The following is a 19,321-nucleotide window of genomic DNA, read 5'->3' on the forward strand; positions in this document are numbered from 1 at the left end:
AAGGCGACTATAAGTCGCCTTTATTTTTGCGTCGTTGTAACATTGCCCTGCCTGAAATTCCAATAACTCACCTGCTAAGCGTGCAATGAATAAAACCCGTCAAAAAGAGCTGACCCGCTGGTTAAAACAGCAAAGCGTAATCTCCCAACGGTGGTTGAATATTTCCCGCCTGTTGGGGTTCATGAGTGGCGTATTAATTGTCGCTCAGGCCTGGATCATGGCGCGTATCCTGCAACATATGATCATGGAGAACATTCCACGGGAAGCGCTGTTGCTCCCTTTTATCCTGCTGATACTGGTCTTTGTCCTCCGCGCCTGGGTGGTGTGGTTGCGCGAGCGCGTCGGTTTTCATGCCGGACAGCATATTCGCTTTGAGATCCGCCGTCAGGTGTTGGATCGTCTGCAGCAAGCCGGCCCAGCCTGGATTCAGGGCAAGCCCGCCGGTAGCTGGGCGACGCTGGTGTTGGAGCAGATTGACGATATGCATGACTATTATGCGCGCTATCTGCCGCAAATGGCGCTTGCCGTTTGCGTACCGCTCTTAATCGTGGCGGCGATTTTCCCGTCAAACTGGGCGGCGGCGCTGATTCTGCTGGGCACCGCCCCGCTCATTCCCCTATTTATGGCGATGGTAGGAATGGGCGCGGCTGACGCCAACCGCCGCAATTTCCTGGCGCTTGCCCGGCTAAGCGGCCATTTTCTTGACCGTCTGCGCGGGATGGAAACGCTGCGAATTTTCGGTCGTGGAGAAGCGGAAACCGAGAGCATTCGCGCAGCATCGCAGGATTTTCGTCAGCGCACGATGGAAGTTCTGCGCCTCGCCTTTTTATCTTCCGGCGTGCTGGAATTTTTCACCTCGCTTTCTATTGCGCTGGTCGCCGTTTATTTTGGCTTCTCTTACCTGGGCGAGCTGAACTTTGGTCATTACGGTACCGGCGTGACGCTCGCCGCCGGGTTCCTCGCCTTGATCCTCGCGCCGGAGTTTTTCCAGCCGTTACGCGACCTCGGCACGTTTTACCATGCTAAGGCGCAGGCGGTTGGCGCGGCGGATAGTCTGAAGACGTTTCTGGAAACACCCCTCGCCCACCCGGCGCGCGGCGAAGTTGAGCTGGCGGAAAACGAACCTGTAACCATTGACGCAGTCAATCTTATTATCACCTCGCCAGAAGGCAAAACGCTTGCCGGGCCGCTGAATTTCTCATTAGCGGCAGGAGAACGCGCCGTCCTGGTAGGACGCAGCGGTTCCGGTAAAAGCTCTCTGTTGAATGTATTATCCGGTTTTCTCTCCTATCAGGGCTCTTTGCGTATTAACGGTGTCGAGCTTCGCGATCTCTCGCCGGAATCCTGGCGCCAGCATCTCTCCTGGGTTGGACAAAACCCGCAATTACCTGCGGCGACGCTACGCGAAAATGTATTACTGGCGCGCCCGGACGCCAGCGAGCAGGAACTTTATGCCGCGCTTGACGCCGCATGGGTAAGCGAGTTTTTACCGCTGCTGCCGCAGGGAGTAGACACCCCGCTCGGCAATCATGCCAGCAGACTTTCCGTCGGCCAGGCACAGCGTGTAGCGGTCGCCCGTGCGCTACTTAATCCCTGTCAACTGCTACTGCTGGATGAACCGGCGGCAAGCCTGGACGCTCACAGCGAGCAACGCGTCATGCAGGCGTTAAAAGCGGCGTCAAAACGCCAGACCACATTAATGGTGACGCATCAGTTGGAAGATCTCGCCGACTGGGACGCTATCTGGGTTATGCAAGATGGCGCGATTGTCGAACAAGGCAGTTATGCCGAACTCAGCGCCGCCAACGGCGCTTTTGCGACGTTATTGGCTCACCGTCAGGAGGATATTTAAATGCGCGCGCTACTCCCTTATCTGACGCTTTATAAACGCCATAAATGGATGCTAACGCTGGGAATTGCGCTGGCAATCCTGACCCTGCTTGCCAGTATCGGGCTGCTGACGCTTTCCGGCTGGTTCCTGTCCGCGTCCGCTATCGCAGGCTTCGCGGGAATTTACAGTTTTAACTATATGCTCCCGGCAGCCGGCGTGCGCGGCGCGGCCATTACCCGTACCGCTGGTCGTTATTTTGAACGTCTGGTAAGTCATGACGCCACGTTCCGCGTGCTGCAACATCTGCGTATTTATACCTTCAGCAAACTTTTACCGCTCTCCCCCGCGGGTCTGGCGCGTTATCAGCAAGGTGAACTGCTGAACCGCATCGTTGCCGACGTTGACACGCTGGATCATCTCTATTTGCGCGTCATCTCCCCGCTGGTCGGCGCTTTTGTAGTGATTATGATTGTCACCCTGGGGCTTAGCGTTCTCGACGTGACGCTGGCGATCACGCTGGGCGGCATTATGCTGTTGACGCTGTTTATTATGCCGCCGGTGTTTTATCGCGCCGGCAAAAATACCGGCCAAAATCTGACGCATCTACGAGGTCAGTATCGCCAACAGCTCACGTCATGGTTACAGGGCCAGGCGGAACTCACCATTTTTGGCGCCAGCAAACGCTATCGGGCGCAAATGGAAGCCACCGAATTACAATGGCATGAGGCCCAACGCCGACAGTCTGAACTGACCGCCTTATCGCAGGCGTTAATGCTGCTGATTGGCGCGCTGGCGGTGATGTTAATGTTGTGGATGGCCTCCGGCGGCGTTGGCGGCAATACGCAGCCCGGCGCGCTCATCGCGCTGTTTGTCTTCTGCGCGCTGGCGGCTTTCGAGGCGCTTGCGCCCGTTACCGGCGCATTCCAGCATCTGGGGCAGGTTATCGCCTCTGCGCTTCGTATCACTGAATTAACGGAGCAAAAACCGGAGGTGACCTTTCCGCAGGCAGAAACTCCCGCGCCGGAAAAGGTCACACTCACCCTGCGGGACGTTTCGTTTCGTTATCCCGACCAGCCGATTAATGCGCTCAATGCCCTCTCATTACAGGCTAATCCTGGCGAGCATGTCGCTATTCTGGGGCGTACCGGCTGCGGAAAATCAACGCTGTTGCAGCTACTCACCCGCGCCTGGGACCCGCAACAAGGCGAAATTCTGCTCAACGATCTTCCGCTATCCTCGCTGAGCGAATCCGCCTTACGCCGGACTATCAGCGTGGTGCCGCAGCGTGTCCACCTGTTCAGCGCCACGCTGCGTGATAATTTATTACTGGCGGCGCCCAATGCCAGCGACGAAGCCCTTTCCGACATGCTGCGTCGCGTCGGCCTCGAAAATCTGCTCGAAGATAGTGGGCTTAATAGCTGGCTCGGCGAAGGCGGTCGCCTGCTATCCGGCGGCGAACTTCGTCGTCTGGCCATCGCCCGCGCGCTGTTGCATGATGCTCCGTTAATGCTGTTGGATGAGCCCACTGAGGGGCTGGATGCGACCACCGAGAGCGAAATGCTGGAATTACTTGCCGATGTGATGCGCGAAAAAACCGTCCTGATGGTGACTCACCGTTTGCGCGGTCTGGCCCGTTTTGATCAAATCATCGTAATGGACGACGGGCGCATCATTGAGCGAGGCACTCATGCAGAATTGTTAGCCGGACAAGGGCGCTATTATCAGTTTAAACAACGTCTGTAAGCTATTATTGAACGATCCGACTTGCGTACTGGAGTTTCGCCGTCATGCGTCTGGTTCAGCTTTCCCGACATTCTATCGCCTTCCCTTCGCCGGAAGGCGCTTTACGCGAGCCTAACGGTTTACTGGCACTGGGCGGCGATCTCAGCCCTGCCCGGTTGTTAATGGCCTACCAGCACGGGATTTTCCCGTGGTTTTCGCCGGGCGACCCGATTCTGTGGTGGTCGCCCGATCCGCGCGCCGTGCTGTGGCCTGAAAAGTTTCACCTCAGTCGCAGCATGAAGCGCTTTCACAACGCATCCCCTTACCGCGTGACGCTCAATTACGCTTTCGATCGGGTCATTGATGGATGCGCCAATCACCGTGACGAAGGCACCTGGATAACGCGTGGTATTGAGGAAGCCTATCGCCGATTACATGAATTGGGCCACGCGCACTCCATTGAAGTGTGGCGCGATCAGGAACTGGTCGGCGGGATGTATGGCGTCTCGCAGGGGGCGCTATTTTGCGGCGAATCGATGTTTAGCCGCCAGGAGAATGCCTCTAAAACCGCACTGCTGGTTTTTTGCGCTGAATTTATCCGTCACGGCGGTAAACTTATTGATTGTCAGGTACTTAATAGTCATACCGCCTCGCTCGGCGCCATTGAAATTCCACGTCGTGACTACCTCGATCACCTCGCGGCCTTACGCCAACAGCCGCTGGCCTCCCGTTTTTGGGTGCCGCGGACATTATTTTTGCCCCGGAAGTGAATGTTTTCGGCACATTTTTTATTGGGGTGTTATAATTGCTGCCGCAGAATTGGTTTAGCTCATTATCCCGCAGCCCGTTGTCAGGTAACGCCCATCGTTTATTTCACCGTTCCCTTATATGTTGCGCTTATGTCGATACATCAGGCGGTAGTATCAGGGAAAAGGTGTATAACGCGGCGTTGTCGTGTGTCGCGGAATCATGTGCTAAATCTGGTTTGCTGTGTTTTAAACGCACAAATCTTTACTTATCAAAAGAAGTTCGGCATTATCTTGCCGGTTCAAATTATGGTAGTGATACCCCAGAGGATTAGATGGCCAAAGAAGACAATATTGAAATGCAAGGTACCGTTCTCGAAACGTTACCTAATACCATGTTCCGCGTAGAGTTAGAAAACGGTCACGTGGTTACTGCACACATCTCCGGTAAAATGCGTAAGAACTACATCCGCATCCTGACGGGCGACAAAGTGACCGTTGAGCTGACCCCGTACGACCTGAGCAAAGGCCGCATTGTCTTCCGTAGTCGCTAATTGTCTCCTCACGCCCTGAAGGGCGGCTGGATAAAAGGTCGGTTTAACCGGCCTTTTTTGCGTCCATTAAGTCGATGAATGACGAGCAGGTTACTCTTCCACCATCCGCGCATACTCTTCCGTCAAAAAATCGACCAACGCGCGTACGGAAGGTAATAATCCTCGCCGGGATGGGAACACAGCATGAATAACCTCCCGCCGGGGCTCCCACTCTTCCAGCACCGCGACCAGTTCACCGGCGGCCAGTTGTTCTTTCACCATTAAGACAGGTAACTGCACAAGCCCCACGCCCGCCATCGCCGCCTCGCGTAGCGCCAACATGTCGGTGGTAATCATACGCGGGGTAAAATGGACTTCCGCACGCGCGCCCTGCGGGCCGTAAAGTTCCCAGAGGTGGATATGCTTGCCGGATGCAAGACTTAGCCCTGGCCAATGGCTCAACTCCGCCGGCGCGGAAGGGATTCCCATCCGTGCGATAAGATCCGGGCTGGCAAACAGGCGATGCCCTCTGTCAGCCAGGACGCGCATCACCAGGTCGCTATCTTCAAACGGGCGCGGCCTGACGCGAATCGCCACATCCACCCCCTCCCCTACGACGTCCACCCGACGATTGGTTGCTTCAAGCTGTAGCGAAACATCAGGATAACGCGCCATAAATTTCGCCAGCATTGGGCCGATGTGTACATGCAGCAGCGTCACCGGGCAGGTCAGCTTCACGATACCGCGAGGCTCTACCTGCAATGCGGCAATGGCATCCTGCGCCGCCTGAGCTTCCACCAGCATCGCTTTACAGTGCTCATAGAATGTTTGCCCCACTTCGGTAACGTTAAACTGCCGGGTGGTTCGCTGAATCAATCGCACGCCCAGCCGTTCCTCCAGTTGCGCAATACGCCGGCTCAGTTTTGATTTTGGTTCATCAAGCGCACGCCCCGCCGCGGCAAACCCACCCTCTTCGACCACATGCACAAACCACGCAAAATCATTGAGATCCGTTTTTATCATTACATTGTCCTATTAATGGAACGGTATGAGCCATTTTAGCCACTACCGAACCTTTTGTCATGAATATAAGCTTATTCACATCAAGACAACGCCACTGAGGAGAACACCATGAAACAGATTACAGGCGTCTATACCGCACCTCGCCCGCACTGGGTTGGCGATGGATTTCCGGTTCGGTCACTCTTTTCTTATCAGTCACATGCGCAGCAGTTGAGTCCCTTCCTGCTGCTGGATTATGCCGGGCCGCACACCTTTACGCCGGGTAATGAAAAACGCGGCGTTGGGGAGCATCCACACCGCGGTTTCGAGACCGTGACGATTGTTTATAGTGGCGAAGTCGAGCATCGGGACTCTACCGGTCGCGGCGGCGTTATCGGCCCGGGCGACGTTCAGTGGATGACCGCAGGCGCAGGCATTTTGCATGAAGAGTTCCATTCCGACGCGTTTACCCGTCGGGGCGGCGAACTGGAAATGGTGCAGTTGTGGGTTAACCTTCCAATGAAGGACAAAATGACCACCCCGGGTTATCAAAGCATTACCCACGATGTTATCCCGACCGTTACGTTGCCGGATAACGCCGGAGTCGTGCGGGTCATCGCAGGGCGTTATGAAGAGACAAAAGGCCCGGCGCACACTTTCTCGCCGCTCAATGTCTGGGATATGCGCCTGCAACGCAATCGCCAGCTTACATTGGCACAGCCGGAAGGATGGAGCACCGCGCTGGTGGTACTGAAAGGCAATATCACGGTGAACGGCACGACGCCGGTCAACGAAGCGCAACTGGTGGTGTTGAGCCAGCAAGGGAAAACGCTGCACCTTGAGGCCAGCAGCGACGCCAGCGTATTGCTGTTATCAGGCGAGCCGCTGAATGAACCGATTGTGGGTTACGGCCCATTTGTTATGAACACGAAACAAGAGATCGCAGAAGCAGTCCGCGATTTCAACTCCGGCCGTTTTGGCCAAATCTGAAAACATGAAGGAGAACACGATGTCAAGTCCTGCTAATTTTAATGGTTTGCGCCCGGTAATTGATGTTAACGATTCCGTGATGCTTTTAATCGATCATCAAAGCGGTCTTTTCCAGACCGTAGGCGATATGCCAATGCCGGAATTACGCGCTCGCGCCGCGGCGTTGGCGAAGATGGCGACGTTAGCGAAAATGCCGGTCATTACCACGGCTTCCGTACCGCAAGGTCCGAACGGCCCGCTGATCCCGGAGATCCACGCTAATGCGCCACATGCGCAGTACATTGCGCGCAAAGGTGAAATTAACGCCTGGGATAACGAAGATTTCGTTAAGGCGGTAAAAGCGACGGGTCGTAAGACGCTGATCATTGCCGGGACGATTACCAGCGTGTGCATGGCATTCCCGGCCATTAGCGCGGTAGCGGAAGGTTATAAGGTATTTGCCGTGATCGACGCATCCGGTACCTACAGTAAGATGGCGCAGGAGATCACCCTGGCGCGTATCGTACAGGCTGGCGTCGTACCGATGGATACTGCCGCAGTCGCCTCTGAGCTGCAAGGCACCTGGAACCGTGAAGACGCCGCCGCGTGGGCCGACGTTTATACTCAGGTATTCCCGGCCTATCAACTGCTGATCGAAAGCTACAGCAAAGCGCAGGATGTGGTGAAAAACAACGAAATGTTGGATTCACAGCGCTAATTTGCCTCCCCGCGCCAGTTTGGGCGGGGATTGTGTCTATTGCATGAGCAAACGACAGTGAATATGTAAATTCTGCTTGACCGTTTTAGCGCAACTCCCTATAGTAGCGCCCCGTTGCCCCCCAAGCGGTCAGGCAGCAATACAATATGGTGAGGTGTCCGAGTGGCTGAAGGAGCACGCCTGGAAAGTGTGTATACGGCAACGTATCGGGGGTTCGAATCCCCCCCTCACCGCCATATTTAAGCTGAGAGCCTGTACAGAAGTACGGGCTTTTTGCTTATATGTATCCCCCAAACTAAGGGGGGATGAGAACACCCGACCGGGGTTCGACACAAAAACGCCGGGAGCGTTTTTGAACAGAGCTTGCTCTGGCCCCGAAGGGGCGAGGCCCAGGGATGGGCTGAGTAGCGGCGCAGCCAGTTGGACAGACCGGGCGCGCAGCGAACGGGCTGCCCCGAAGGGGCGAGCGCAGCGAGTCAATCCCCCCTTACCGCCATATTTGATACAAAATCAATCCCTTACAACGTAAAATTGGTTTTTTCCTGCATAAAATGCTGCATAAAGAAGCTCGTGTAAACGGCTTTTTTTGCATCTAAATTCCGCGATTTTTCGGTGTTTTTCTCGGCTTAACTTTTTAAAATCACCAGAAGGCAGTTTCGCCGTTCAGACATGATCTGGACCAGCACCAAAAAAGTGTGTCATCTGTGTCATCGTTCCATATCTTCACGTACCCTGCTCCATGATTATCTGGGAGCAATGTACCTTTTTCGCTGTACAAGACTGATTTACCTTTTTCATATTCTTTCCCTTCTTGCACGTTCCATGTACTTACCGCCCGTTTTTTTCATCTGAGGATAATGATTTTCCCGTTTCTTACTATACCGCCATCATTCAACATCAATGAGTAACTGTAATGGAGGCCTCTTTTATGTCAGACAAATTTATCCGCTTTGCTGAAGTTGAACGTCGAACAGGATTCTGCCGTGCCTGGATTTACCATCTGATTGCGCAAGGAGAATTCCCTCGCCCTATAAAAACGGGCAACGTGCCGTATCTTTTATTGAAAGAAAGGTTGATGCCTGGATTGAGGGTAAAATCAATAACACAAACTCGCACAAGTAATACTATCACTGAAATCGCATTGTTATTGAATTACAAAAACATCACGGATATCTCTTGATATCATCTTTCACAACGTGACGTGCAGAAGAAGGGGGATGAATTAATTTATGCCCTGTACGACTACAAATTAAGAAGCAAATAGGCTATTGAGTAAGGGGGACGTATTCCCCCTTCCCCAACTAACCGCTACGCAACGATGGAGAAATTGAACTTCCCAGAATCATATGCGGTTAGCTCGAATGAGAACCAATGTGAAAAACAGATGTAGTAAAAAGGGAGCGATATCCACCCCCTTTTTATTTTTTCATGCGTAGTCAGTTAGTTGGTTCATTAATTTACGAGTTTGTAGATTAATTAACACAAACGAAACTGCTGCAATCAAGCCAGTACCGGCAAAAACCATGAACCATCCCATTACGGAAAATTGATTTGCCATTAAGAGTCCGCCTAAAGCTGGGCCAAGTAAACCACCAATTCGTCCTAGTGAATTTGGCAAACCGATTGCAACCGTTCTTAAATCATGGGGATAATGTTGAGCAATAAATGCATTAACGAGTGAATGAGCAGCAAACAAGAAAAAACCGACAAGAGTAATCAATATATACAGTACTACAATGGTAGATTTAACACCCATCAGTATCAGACAACTAGAGCCAATAAAATAAATGCTCGGCATTAAAACAATAAATCCCTTTTTATCTGCTACGGAGCCCCAAAAAATAGCGCCAACAACTGTTCCTGTACATAAAAATATGGTAAAAGCGATGCTAGAACCAATAGCATACCCTGCATTTGTCATTACACCTGGCAGCCATACAATTACACCATTAATAAACAGCAACCCCATGATAGCAATAACACATGCTAATATTGAAACAAGTGCATATTTTTTACTAAATAGATCTTTGTAGTAGACTTTATTTGATTCTTTCTTCACAGTAAAGTCATTAACAGATTCTTCAATATTTATGCTGGAAGCGTAGTTTGCGTCTATTCTAGACAACACTCTCTTTAAGCCTTCTACATCTTTATTTTTTAACATAAAAAGAGCACTTTCAGGCATGGTTTTTATTATATATGGCAATAATAAAACGGGTATAAACCCTAACCAAAATACTGGTCTCCACTGCCCAAATTGAGTTGTAACATATATAGCAACAAAAGAAGCAATAATCGCACCAAATTGATTGCCACATAGTGCTGTAGCAACTGATTTGCTTTTACTTGTTTTTGGTGAATATTCAGATAACAGAGAAAGTACTAATGGGATCACACCTCCGAATCCAAATCCTGCAATAAATCTTAATATGGCAAATATATTTATCGTTGGAGCAAAAGCCTGACTAAATGTGCCGATACAGAAAATCATAACTGTTGTAATCAATACACGTTTAATGCCAAACCTTCTTGAAATGACACTACAAACTAGAGCACCAAACAACGAACCAAATTCTGACAAGCTGCCTACATATCCAAGTTGATCCCAGTTTAAATCAGCCCATTCTTTAAAAAGCATAGGAATTATTGAACCATATGCAGGTGCAGCATATCCAGTAAAAGTTATTAGAAACACGCCCAAAATAACCAGGTTCGTATCAAATCTACTGAATTTTCTTGAATCTATAAACTTAACAATATCATTATTCATATGATGCCTCGTGGTAAGATATTAACACCTTACTCTTTGTAAGAGTTATTTTTATCCATCCCTAGGTATGGAGATTATTATGAGTACAGTAATTTTGAGTGATTATAATATTTCTCAATACTTAACAAACACTCCTATCAATTCAAAAATAATTCAAATAAACTACAGTAATGATAATTCCCATTACGCGAAAGAAAATATTCTTGGTCATTTTCAACATTAATAACTCGCTGGAGCATGATTTTTTTAATATGTTCTCAGCTGCCATCAAATAGTATTTTAAATAATGGAGTGATGTGAAATCGATTTTACGGATACTACGTATCGCTCCGATAAATAGAATGAACAGTGGGATTTTTACTGTACTCAGCTTACTTTTTATATCACGATAATGCGTGGCCTGTCACATTTTTAACACCCCAAAATTGACATTTGCCTATAAACACAAGAGTAATTTAAACTATCGTCAACCATATTTTTAACGTAACGCTGTACAGAACCTTGCATTACGGCTGTAAATAGTTGGAGATTATTTGGCGCAGAGGTGCGCCAACGCTAAATAATCTAACGCTGTCTGGCGTAACAACTGACCATAAGATCATTAACCTCCATTTTAATAAACATGATTTCAGGAAAATTGATTGAGGGAATCATATCTATTGATGAAATATCACTAACCCCTAATCTCGACATCTTGAGCAATAGTATTCCTTGGATTTTATGTGGTGAAAAAAGTGAACACGAGCACTTTTCAAGTGTATGCATTGATGATGAAAAAGCTACTTATTTTATCGTAAAAAAACTAATCGAAACGGGAAAAAAATAGCATTAATAAATCATGACACGAAACTTAGTTATGCAAAAAAACGCCAACTAGGATTCGAGCGCGCATTAAGTGAAGACAATATAAATTCCAATAATATTGTATACGTTAAAGCACATTCATTTCATGATAGTGCAGAGGCTCTAGCTGAAATTTGTTCGAAACCCAGTATGCCCGACGCTATTATTGCAGCATCAGATATCTTAGCGATTGGTGCTATGCATCAGGCAAAAAAAATGGGCATTAATATACCTGAGGAACTTTCAATTATCGGATTTGATAATATACCAATTGCAAAAATGTTGTCGCCCCAACTTAGCACCATACATCAACCTGCAGAAAAAATAGGTGAGATCGCTTTAAAAATCTTAGATGATAAAATTAACTTTCCAGAAAAACCAAGTCAGGCGGTCATATTAGAATGGCAATTTATGGAAAGAGGAACAAACTAGAACACGACAAAAATCACTTATAACTATATTTCCGCATATATTTATAAAATATATAAATCGTAATATAGTCCTCTAACATCAATACATAAGCCACTTGTTAATAATTAATACTCGCACATCCCTCCTAAAGGTAATCATTTAGAAGGGATGTGCCAGTCATGTCTAAATCAATGAAATTTTATTGAAGAGTAAATTGTCAATTAAAATCTCACTGCAGTTTTAATACCGATAACAACAGCATCTTTTGTTTCATTTACCGCACCTGGATTTATCCAGTATTGAATGTCTGGTTGAATATCAAGCCAAGAAACTGGTCTAAATCTATAGTATAAGTCAAAATTTACAGAATGTCCCTGAACTGGCTGATATAGCGGATTATCATAATCGTGAATACCATTAATCTGATTAATCTGGCGTTCAGTTTTTGCAAGGCGATTGCTCATATCAATCCAACTCCCGCCAAATCCAATATAGTCATTAGGCAGGGCATCAAATATTCCACGATAGCGAATGCCAAGTGAAGCGACAATATGGTTTACATCTGACCGTTGATCAGCAATACTCATATTTCCAAAAACACTCATTCCTCTGGTCTTATCTTCATCATGGCTGGTTATTTGCTGATTAAATCCCCCCCAAGCAAACCATGTACGATTATATGATTCAGTATCTTTACCTACTGGAGTGTAAAGAGAATACTGTTTTGCGTTTGTAAAGAGAACTCCAAAGTTATAAGCGCCTGGCAAATCATTGATATATGTTTTCAATTCAGCTTCAAAAGGTAACAGAACACCTTTGCTGCCATGAGTAGTAAATGACCATGCTCGGGACGTATCTGCTGCCCGAGGGTTTTGTTCAATAACACCAGTTTTAAGAGTAAGCTCTGGTGTTATTGCATATGCAAAGGTCGTTCCCCAAGTATGAATATTCCATGTATTCCAGGTCAAGGAGTTAGATGACTTGCCTCCGCACAGTGTCAATAACTGGAAATCACAAGGAGTAATCTGGTCGAAGGTTTGTTGATAATTCATTAAGCCTGCGCGCCAAGTCAATTTCTTATCCATAAAAGTTCGACTAAATGTCAAATAACCAAGGCGAGTTATGGATCCAGTCCCCCATCCCTCTTGGGCTAAGTCGTTAAAATGGACCCTTTGGTCCTGAAGTCTCTCTGTAGTGAGATTATCATCATGATTTCGGTTAGTAATTAGTCCCTCAATTTTTGCATCGCTCATCCCTGTAAACTGCTCAAGATCTTGATTGAATATTAAAGCAGTCTGATCAACAAAGGCATAATGTCCGTTTTGATCATAACCTCCGCTCACATTATAGGCACTTTCGGTTTGATAAATAAGTGCGTAATTGAATCCGCTATTTGCGAGGGTCGTTCTCATACCGCCCCAATCACCAAATAATCCGGGACTTGGAGGTTCATATCCTAATACAATCGGACTCCATGCTGCTTTATCCGCTGCAGCATTAAATCCAAAGGCCAGAAGTAAAGGCGATAACATAGCCAAACTATATTTCCGTTTATAGGTAACAGTCATTTTTATTACTCTCATTATTTAAGAAGAATTTCAATAAAATAGCAACAAAGCTGAAATACATTCACCTAAATATAAGTATGCCCATAAAGTGAATAACCAGACAAACCCAATAAAATACAAATACAAATACAAATACAAATACAAATACAAATACAAATACAGGTCTATATTATTATATAAAAAGCTAATGGTTAATTATTCCCCATTAGCTTAATTAGCATTAGTTTTCGGCAAATACTATGAATGCAGGTTGTGGCAACGTGAAATCAGAGACAAAATCTAAAACACCAGTATCAGCATTAACATTATAAACTTTAACTTTATTATCTGGGCGATCTGCAGAAACTAAATACTGCCCTGTAGAATCAAAAGCAAAACTACGGGATGCCAATCCTGGATGGATTGACTTAGCCAATTTGACTGCCCCAATACGGGTTAGTTTTGCTTTTTCATCAATGCTATACCACGCAATAGTATCTTCGCCACGATTATTTACATATATAAAACGACCATTTGGATGAAGCCTGATTTCAGCAGGCTCATTATGACCACGATAGCTATTGTCTAAGGTTGAAATTTTATCCAATAATGTCAACCCCCCAGTTTTAGTATCAAATTCCATTGACGCTAATTCAGATGATATTTCAAGATTTAGATATAAATGCTTATTATCAGCAAAAACCAAATGTCGAGGTGCCGATTCATCTGGAAATTTATAACTATTAACCAGATTAAGTTTTTCGGTAACAGAATAAACTAAGACCGTATCCGTGCCTTTATCACAAACAAGGAGATATTTGCCGTTAGGTGAAATAACTGCGCTATGAGCATGGGGGCTAGCCTGAGCATGGCCTCCAGCTTGTTTCGAATGATTAGGGTCTTTACCCTGCCCCTGAAGAATCACTAAATCATTGATTCCAGATATAGACCCATCTTTGTTTAGCCCATACATAATCACAGTGGAATCATCATAAACATACTCTGATCCCCACTTTCCATCTTTAAAAACTACTTTTTCTACATGCTCGAAATCACCATGGTTTGCACTAAATAATCGACCATTATGACTATCAAGACTCAAAAAAGTTGGACGTGGGCCTGGAGCAATTTGCTCATTTAAAAGACTTAAATGACCACTTTCTAAGTTTACAGAAAACGCCATAACACTTGCAGCGGGTTCCACGGGTCCACGCCCATCATTTTTACGCTCGTCTACCGAATATAAAATTGTAGTCTTAGGATCGTACATTAGGTATCCAGCAAGTTTTGGATTTGCCAAATGATTCAACTGCTCAATTTTTTTTCCATCAGAGCTAAGACGTAGAGAATAGATCCCTCCGGGTTGATGTTCATCACCATACGTTCCCACAAAAAGAGTACGTGGCATCTTATTGGCATTAATTGTCTCTGGCATAGTATTCATCTTCATATCAACCTGTTGCGTACTAGATTCTGCAGCCAGGGTTAGCGCAGACTGCCCTCCGGCCATACAGCACATTAGTAATATCACATTTGCAATGAATGGCTTCTGCGCATAACCCATAATAAACCCTTTTGAGGCCAGTTATGATCAGCCCCAGAATGAAGGTGGATTGTAAAATCAAGCTGTAATCAAACGACGCAACATTTCCTGATGACGGCGAACTTGCTCAAATTCATTCATCATGTACTCACGTCCACGATCCTGGAAGTAGCGTTGTCCTTCATATTCCGAATTGAGATATCCTTCGAACCCCCCCCGGCGTAGTGCATCGATTGCAGACACATAGTCAATCGCAATATCCTGATATTGTCCTGGTTTGTCGGGTATTTCTGACATGTTGTTAAACTTCGCATGAATATGAGTGATATGAGGGCAGATTTCGCGGAGTGTCTCAGCTGAAGTATTAGACAATGTCAGCCCTTCAGCAACTACCGTATAGTCTAGAGGTTTTGGTTGTTTGATAAATCCCTCAGCCAATGCTTTCACCGCATTGAAACATATTTTTAATTCATCATTACATTCACCAGTAGTAATGAACTGTCCGAATGCTGCTCGAACATTTCCAGCTGTTTGGTTCGCTACATTGAATGTTTTAGGATCTGCTTTAACCATTGCAGCTAGTTTAACCGCTGCTTTAGAAGCCTCGGGATTAGCACCTCGTCTTTCAAACCATCCTAACTGAGCTTCAGAGGGGCGCGTACCAAAAATGCCAAAGTCAGGAACAATACCTAAATGCCGAGTATTATTTTTCTCATTGAACTCGATTATCTCACTAACCTGCTGTCCTTCTAAAGACATCGGCTGGTGAATCTCTTTACCGATGCGAATATCAAGAGCTTCAGCCAATGGCAGGGCTTTGACCATAACATCCAGAGGAACAATAGATAGTACTCGAACTATGCTAAATCCCAATGTCTTCGCCAGCTTGATATCACTTCTCAAACGTTCAGCACATTCTTCATGGCTCATGACATGAGATCGGAACTGTAGTACATCCATACTAACATCCATAGCAACAGGATTAAGGCCATGAATATCAATAAGCCTATACCAGCGCTGCATGAATGCTTTGTCTGGAACAGGATACTTAATTGACATCTCATCGATTAGTTCAATACCATCAGCGCCATACAAATTATTGGCAACTTCATTAAGTTGCGACTCCAGAGTAGATTCTTTGAAGAACTGAGACTGCTGATAGCTATAGAGCGATACACCACGTTTCATTTTATTCACCTTATTCAACAATCATTTCAAATTTTACAATGTGCGGTGTTTTATCCGATCCTGCACCATTGCCTGGAACTGGTGGATTCTTAACCCACTCTTCATCTGTAGGCAAATATCCATAAGCAGCAAGGACAGATTGTTGGAATAAAATTGTATGTTTTCCTGGTTTTAACCCTCCGGGATGTGACACATGTAAAATACCATCATCGCCATAATCCCAGTGTTCATAAACAGCATGTGATAATTCTTCATAGCTGCGAGGTGCTTTTCCATTGATCTCGAATGACTGCACTGAATTAGGATATTCAACCCCATCTATAGAGAGATAATAGCCATTATGTAAAGAAACAAAACACCCTCTGTAATTGGCATGTCTCACCGCTAAAGTAAACCCTACCACCTCACCATTCACCTTTTCATTTCTCAGGCTACCTGGACGAATAAGATAATTATCAAACATAAAACCTCCAACTATTTAATAAGCTTTATTAACTAATAAATCACAATTCCACGTTATTTATTTTCTTCAAAACCAATAAACCAGACAATACTTGTTACAACGGCAATAGATATTGGAATTGACCATAATATAATCCAAGACTGAACAATGGCCGCATTTATAGTAATAGAGTAAACATATCCTGAGATAAGAGAGCCAAATGCAGCGCCAAATCCTGAGATTGCAATTATTAACCAACTCTGTGCCTGTACTTTCATTTCATGAGGTGCTAAACGGTCTATATACATTGCACTCACAATTAAGAAAAAATCATTACAAATTCCATGTAAACCTATACCAACAAATGCCATCCAATGATGCCCTTTGGCGGCTAAAATAAAAAGAATAAAGCGAATACCCCACATTGCCATACCAATTAGAAGCGCCCATTTCATTCCAACTTTTTTGATGACAAATGGTACAAAAACAATGAATGCAACTTCAGACAATTGTCCTAGGGCCATTACTGATGCAACACCATTGATACCAAGGGAGCCTAAAAAAGGAGAAGCATACGTATTGTAAACACCTAGCGATATAGAGGTTAATAGAGCGCAAATCATCAGAATTGCAAAATTTTTATGCTTGAACAACACTAATGACCTAAATCCTAAAGCGTCTAATAAGTTAAATTTAATGTTTTTTACTTTTGGATTAGTCTTGGGAAGAGTGAATGAATACCCGCCCAGTAATATACCAGAAATACCTGCCACATAGAAAATCCCAATTGTAGACGAATACCCAAGTATTCCTACGATGAAACCGCCGATTGCCCAACCACCAGTTGCAAATAAGCGTAGATAAGGATATAAGTTACCCCGATTTCCTAGATGTTGAAAAGATAGTGAATTAACTAAACCTTGAGTTGGCTGAAAGAATACCATGTAAAGGAAAATAACAATAAGTGCTATACTACCATTTCCAGAAGCTACTAGCCCCGGCAACATAAATTGTATTGCACCACCAATAACATGTAAGAATCCAAGAATTTTCTCAGATGAAATAAAACGATCACTTACAGCGCCAAAGACCAAAGGTGAAATTATTGCGGCTACTGCACATAAAGTGTATGCAAGGCCAATTATACTTCCTAGTTTATAAGTAAATAAAACCAATCCTAATGTTGCAAACCAGGATCCAAAAACAATAAATTGCAACAACATCAGAACACTAAGTCTGGCAAACATAAAGGTAGAGCTTGAACTAAATTTCCCATCAGACATTATTTGATTGTTATCCGATGCACTCTCTACCTTCAAATTATCTTCACCTAAGTAACTGGGCATGTTTAACTCCGCCTTTCGTAGGGGCTGGTACTGAACGAGGTTATTGGTGCTTAATAAATTCTAAATAGCAAAATATCACAATGAAGAACTTTTCCTTTTGTGATCTATGCTTCATTTTTTGAATAATAATAATTCCCCACATTTCACTCCCAAAAGTCTTAAAACAAATATTATCTATATTTATCATGCTGTTAAATGAAAACCACCATTCATTCATTAACACCTTATTGTGAATAATTGAATCATTGTTCGTTTTTTAAACTTACGTATAAAAGATGACCCATAATCGCAGTCTAGAAATTAATTATTGTAAATCATGTGGTTACTTTAAAAATTATGCATCCCGATAAAACTCACTTAGAAAAATGTGATCAAGATCTCTATATTATTAACTACGATTAAACTCGCCCTAGGTATCCATCACGCCGATACCCTATATCCGCAAAAGCCATTTCCTATTTTTTTCTTTTTCCGGCATAACAGTAATAGTTTTTGGTATGGACGTATTTTATTAAAATGATTATCAATAATTTCATTTTACGTAAATATCAGATTTATTAGAATTCAATCCGGAGATATATGAAATGGTAAAAAAACTACGAATTGGGATTATTGGTTGCGGACGCATTGCTGTTGTTAAACATTTTCCTGCCTTCGCCAAAGCAAAGGATCGTGTTGACTTAGTTGCTTTTTGCGACATAGAGATTGAACGGGCGATCGAAGCTGCTGAGAAGTATGGCGTTCCCGGTGCTGAAACATATAAAGACTACCGTGACCTGTTGAAGGACAAATCAATTGATGTTGTCTACATTCTTACTCCTAACAATTCCCATAGCCCTCTGACAGTAGATGCTCTTGAGGCAGGTAAGCATGTCCTCTGCGAAAAACCAATGGCGGCAACTACAGCAGATGCGCAGAAAATGCTGGATGCGGCAAAACGCACGGGTAAAAAACTCACAATTGGATACCAAAACCGTTTCCGTAAAGACGTTCAAATCCTGAAACACGCTAGTGACGAAGGTGAATTAGGTGAAGTTTATTTTGCCAAAGCACACGCGGTGCGCCGTAAAGGCGTTCCAACTTGGGGTGTTTTCTTGGATAAAGAAAAACAAGGCGGTGGCCCACTGATCGATATTGGGACACATGCTCTGGATATCGCACTTTGGACAATGGATAACTACAAACCAAAACAGGTATCTGGGTCAGTCTTTCATAAAATGAAAGACAACTATGAAGGCAACCTATTTGGACCATGGAACACTGAAACAATTGATGTAGAAGACTCTGCATTCGGTTTCATTAAGATGGAAAATGGAGCCACTATTTTCCTTGAAGCATCTTGGGCACTGAATATTTTGAAACCACGTGAAGGTCAAGTGACATTATGTGGTACTAAGTCTGGTGCTGAACTGGTTGGTGATGGGGCTGCAGCGCCAACATCTGCAGTAAATGGTACTGGTAGTGTCGCATTCAACACCGCCCGCTTCGGAGAGCTAGTAGATATCGAGCCGTTTGTTCTTGGCGGTCCTGGCCCTGCTGATCTCGGACATGATCCTTTCCGCGTGGCCGATGCTGAATTGGCAGCTTGGATCGATGCAATTGAAAATGATAAAGAACCAGTGGTTACTGCCCAGCAAGCCTTCATCGTTACTCAGGTCCTTGAAGCCATCTACAAATCGGCTGAAACCGGACAAACAATACAACTGTAAT

General features: G+C 45.3%; 17 protein-coding genes and 1 tRNA gene. 11 read left to right on the forward strand and 7 right to left on the reverse strand.

Features of this window, described 5'->3' with window-relative positions:
* Positions 1-85: 85 nt before the first annotated feature.
* Genes cydD through infA form a run of 5 tightly spaced genes read left to right on the forward strand, consistent with a single transcriptional unit; the run spans position 86 to position 4,853 of the window.
* Entirely contained in the window at positions 86-1,852 is a 1,767-nt protein-coding gene (cydD, locus tag ABVN36_RS10195; RefSeq protein ID WP_001044541.1) for a cysteine/glutathione ABC transporter permease/ATP-binding protein CydD, read from the forward strand.
* The gene (cydC, locus tag ABVN36_RS10200) at positions 1,853-3,574 is read left to right on the forward strand and encodes a cysteine/glutathione ABC transporter ATP-binding protein/permease CydC (protein WP_001202257.1); all 1,722 of its coding nucleotides are present in this window, start codon (positions 1,853-1,855) and stop codon (positions 3,572-3,574) included.
* Between the two features lie 44 nt (positions 3,575-3,618).
* On the forward strand, positions 3,619-4,323 hold the full coding sequence (aat, locus tag ABVN36_RS10205) for a leucyl/phenylalanyl-tRNA--protein transferase (protein ID WP_001241640.1): 705 nt from the start codon (positions 3,619-3,621) through the stop codon (positions 4,321-4,323).
* Complete coding sequence (locus ABVN36_RS10210; protein ID WP_001539595.1) at positions 4,324-4,707, forward strand: membrane protein; 384 nt, start codon at positions 4,324-4,326, stop codon at positions 4,705-4,707.
* Positions 4,635-4,853, forward strand: a complete 219-nt coding sequence (infA, locus tag ABVN36_RS10215) for a translation initiation factor IF-1 (protein ID WP_001040187.1) — start codon at positions 4,635-4,637, stop codon at positions 4,851-4,853. The genes ABVN36_RS10210 and infA overlap by 73 nt, the downstream gene beginning before the upstream one ends.
* Before the next feature lie 90 nt (positions 4,854-4,943).
* On the opposite strand, the gene ABVN36_RS10220 is transcribed toward infA, so the two are convergent.
* Positions 4,944-5,855: a LysR family transcriptional regulator gene (locus ABVN36_RS10220; RefSeq protein WP_020898592.1), complete on the reverse strand. Its 912-nt coding sequence runs from the start codon at positions 5,853-5,855 to the stop codon at positions 4,944-4,946.
* 108 nt (positions 5,856-5,963) lie between these two features.
* On the opposite strand from ABVN36_RS10220, the gene ABVN36_RS10225 reads away from it, so the two are divergent.
* The 4 genes from ABVN36_RS10225 (at position 5,964) to ABVN36_RS10240 (ending at position 8,701) form a co-directional block, all read left to right on the forward strand.
* Entirely contained in the window at positions 5,964-6,824 is an 861-nt protein-coding gene (locus ABVN36_RS10225; RefSeq protein WP_000809973.1) for a pirin family protein, read from the forward strand.
* 19 nt (positions 6,825-6,843) lie between these two features.
* Entirely contained in the window at positions 6,844-7,521 is a 678-nt protein-coding gene (locus ABVN36_RS10230; RefSeq protein WP_000097893.1) for a hydrolase, read from the forward strand.
* Between the two features lie 148 nt (positions 7,522-7,669).
* Positions 7,670-7,757 (forward strand) — tRNA-Ser (locus ABVN36_RS10235).
* A gap of 692 nt (positions 7,758-8,449) precedes the next feature.
* Entirely contained in the window at positions 8,450-8,701 is a 252-nt protein-coding gene (locus ABVN36_RS10240) for an AlpA family transcriptional regulator (protein WP_023211245.1), read from the forward strand.
* A gap of 246 nt (positions 8,702-8,947) precedes the next feature.
* Here the strand turns inward: ABVN36_RS10240 and ABVN36_RS10245 are convergent, their stop codons facing one another.
* The gene (locus ABVN36_RS10245; RefSeq protein ID WP_023138319.1) at positions 8,948-10,291 is read right to left on the reverse strand and encodes an MFS transporter; all 1,344 of its coding nucleotides are present in this window, start codon (positions 10,289-10,291) and stop codon (positions 8,948-8,950) included.
* An 822-nt stretch (positions 10,292-11,113) separates the two neighbouring features.
* On the opposite strand from ABVN36_RS10245, the gene ABVN36_RS10250 reads away from it, so the two are divergent.
* Positions 11,114-11,566: a substrate-binding domain-containing protein gene (locus ABVN36_RS10250; protein ID WP_077908609.1), complete on the forward strand. Its 453-nt coding sequence runs from the start codon at positions 11,114-11,116 to the stop codon at positions 11,564-11,566.
* A gap of 200 nt (positions 11,567-11,766) precedes the next feature.
* Here ABVN36_RS10250 and ABVN36_RS10255 read toward each other — a convergent pair whose 3' ends face one another.
* The 5 genes from ABVN36_RS10255 to ABVN36_RS10275 all read right to left on the reverse strand — a co-directional run bounded on the left by ABVN36_RS10255 (position 11,767) and on the right by ABVN36_RS10275 (position 17,611).
* Positions 11,767-13,113, reverse strand: coding sequence for a carbohydrate porin (locus ABVN36_RS10255; RefSeq protein WP_001518403.1), 1,347 nt, complete (start codon positions 13,111-13,113; stop codon positions 11,767-11,769).
* Positions 13,114-13,333: 220 nt separating this feature from the next.
* Positions 13,334-14,656, reverse strand: a complete 1,323-nt coding sequence (locus ABVN36_RS10260; RefSeq protein ID WP_001529447.1) for a lactonase family protein — start codon at positions 14,654-14,656, stop codon at positions 13,334-13,336.
* Between the two features lie 57 nt (positions 14,657-14,713).
* Entirely contained in the window at positions 14,714-15,823 is a 1,110-nt protein-coding gene (locus ABVN36_RS10265; RefSeq protein WP_023138320.1) for a xylose isomerase, read from the reverse strand.
* Between the two features lie 10 nt (positions 15,824-15,833).
* Positions 15,834-16,286, reverse strand: coding sequence for a DUF6379 domain-containing protein (locus tag ABVN36_RS10270; protein ID WP_001519496.1), 453 nt, complete (start codon positions 16,284-16,286; stop codon positions 15,834-15,836).
* A 53-nt stretch (positions 16,287-16,339) separates the two neighbouring features.
* Complete coding sequence (locus ABVN36_RS10275; protein ID WP_001141582.1) at positions 16,340-17,611, reverse strand: MFS transporter; 1,272 nt, start codon at positions 17,609-17,611, stop codon at positions 16,340-16,342.
* Positions 17,612-18,195: 584 nt separating this feature from the next.
* On the opposite strand from ABVN36_RS10275, the gene ABVN36_RS10280 reads away from it, so the two are divergent.
* Positions 18,196-19,320 (forward strand): Gfo/Idh/MocA family protein, encoded by a 1,125-nt coding sequence (locus ABVN36_RS10280; RefSeq protein ID WP_000239439.1) that lies wholly within the window; start codon positions 18,196-18,198, stop codon positions 19,318-19,320.
* Position 19,321 lies beyond the last annotated feature (1 nt).

The sequence above is a fragment of the Salmonella sp. SJTUF15581 genome, from assembly GCF_043356775.1.
Classification (GTDB): domain Bacteria; phylum Pseudomonadota; class Gammaproteobacteria; order Enterobacterales; family Enterobacteriaceae; genus Salmonella; species Salmonella enterica.

Excerpts from the sequence above, each read along its gene's own strand:
- infA (WP_001040187.1), top strand. The coding sequence starts at position 4,635 with ATGGCCAAAGAAGACAATATTGAAATGCAAGGTACCGTTCTCGAAACG.
- ABVN36_RS10255 (WP_001518403.1), bottom strand. The coding sequence starts at position 13,113 with ATGACTGTTACCTATAAACGGAAATATAGTTTGGCTATGTTATCGCCT.
- ABVN36_RS10230 (WP_000097893.1), top strand. The coding sequence starts at position 6,844 with ATGTCAAGTCCTGCTAATTTTAATGGTTTGCGCCCGGTAATTGATGTT.
- ABVN36_RS10225 (WP_000809973.1), top strand. The coding sequence starts at position 5,964 with ATGAAACAGATTACAGGCGTCTATACCGCACCTCGCCCGCACTGGGTT.
- aat (WP_001241640.1), top strand. The coding sequence starts at position 3,619 with ATGCGTCTGGTTCAGCTTTCCCGACATTCTATCGCCTTCCCTTCGCCG.
- ABVN36_RS10270 (WP_001519496.1), bottom strand. The coding sequence starts at position 16,286 with ATGTTTGATAATTATCTTATTCGTCCAGGTAGCCTGAGAAATGAAAAG.
- ABVN36_RS10220 (WP_020898592.1), bottom strand. The coding sequence starts at position 5,855 with ATGATAAAAACGGATCTCAATGATTTTGCGTGGTTTGTGCATGTGGTC.
- ABVN36_RS10280 (WP_000239439.1), top strand. The coding sequence starts at position 18,196 with ATGGTAAAAAAACTACGAATTGGGATTATTGGTTGCGGACGCATTGCT.
- ABVN36_RS10275 (WP_001141582.1), bottom strand. The coding sequence starts at position 17,611 with ATGCCCAGTTACTTAGGTGAAGATAATTTGAAGGTAGAGAGTGCATCG.
- cydD (WP_001044541.1), top strand. The coding sequence starts at position 86 with ATGAATAAAACCCGTCAAAAAGAGCTGACCCGCTGGTTAAAACAGCAA.
- cydC (WP_001202257.1), top strand. The coding sequence starts at position 1,853 with ATGCGCGCGCTACTCCCTTATCTGACGCTTTATAAACGCCATAAATGG.
- ABVN36_RS10260 (WP_001529447.1), bottom strand. The coding sequence starts at position 14,656 with ATGGGTTATGCGCAGAAGCCATTCATTGCAAATGTGATATTACTAATG.
- ABVN36_RS10265 (WP_023138320.1), bottom strand. The coding sequence starts at position 15,823 with ATGAAACGTGGTGTATCGCTCTATAGCTATCAGCAGTCTCAGTTCTTC.
- ABVN36_RS10210 (WP_001539595.1), top strand. The coding sequence starts at position 4,324 with ATGTTTTCGGCACATTTTTTATTGGGGTGTTATAATTGCTGCCGCAGA.
- ABVN36_RS10245 (WP_023138319.1), bottom strand. The coding sequence starts at position 10,291 with ATGAATAATGATATTGTTAAGTTTATAGATTCAAGAAAATTCAGTAGA.
- ABVN36_RS10240 (WP_023211245.1), top strand. The coding sequence starts at position 8,450 with ATGTCAGACAAATTTATCCGCTTTGCTGAAGTTGAACGTCGAACAGGA.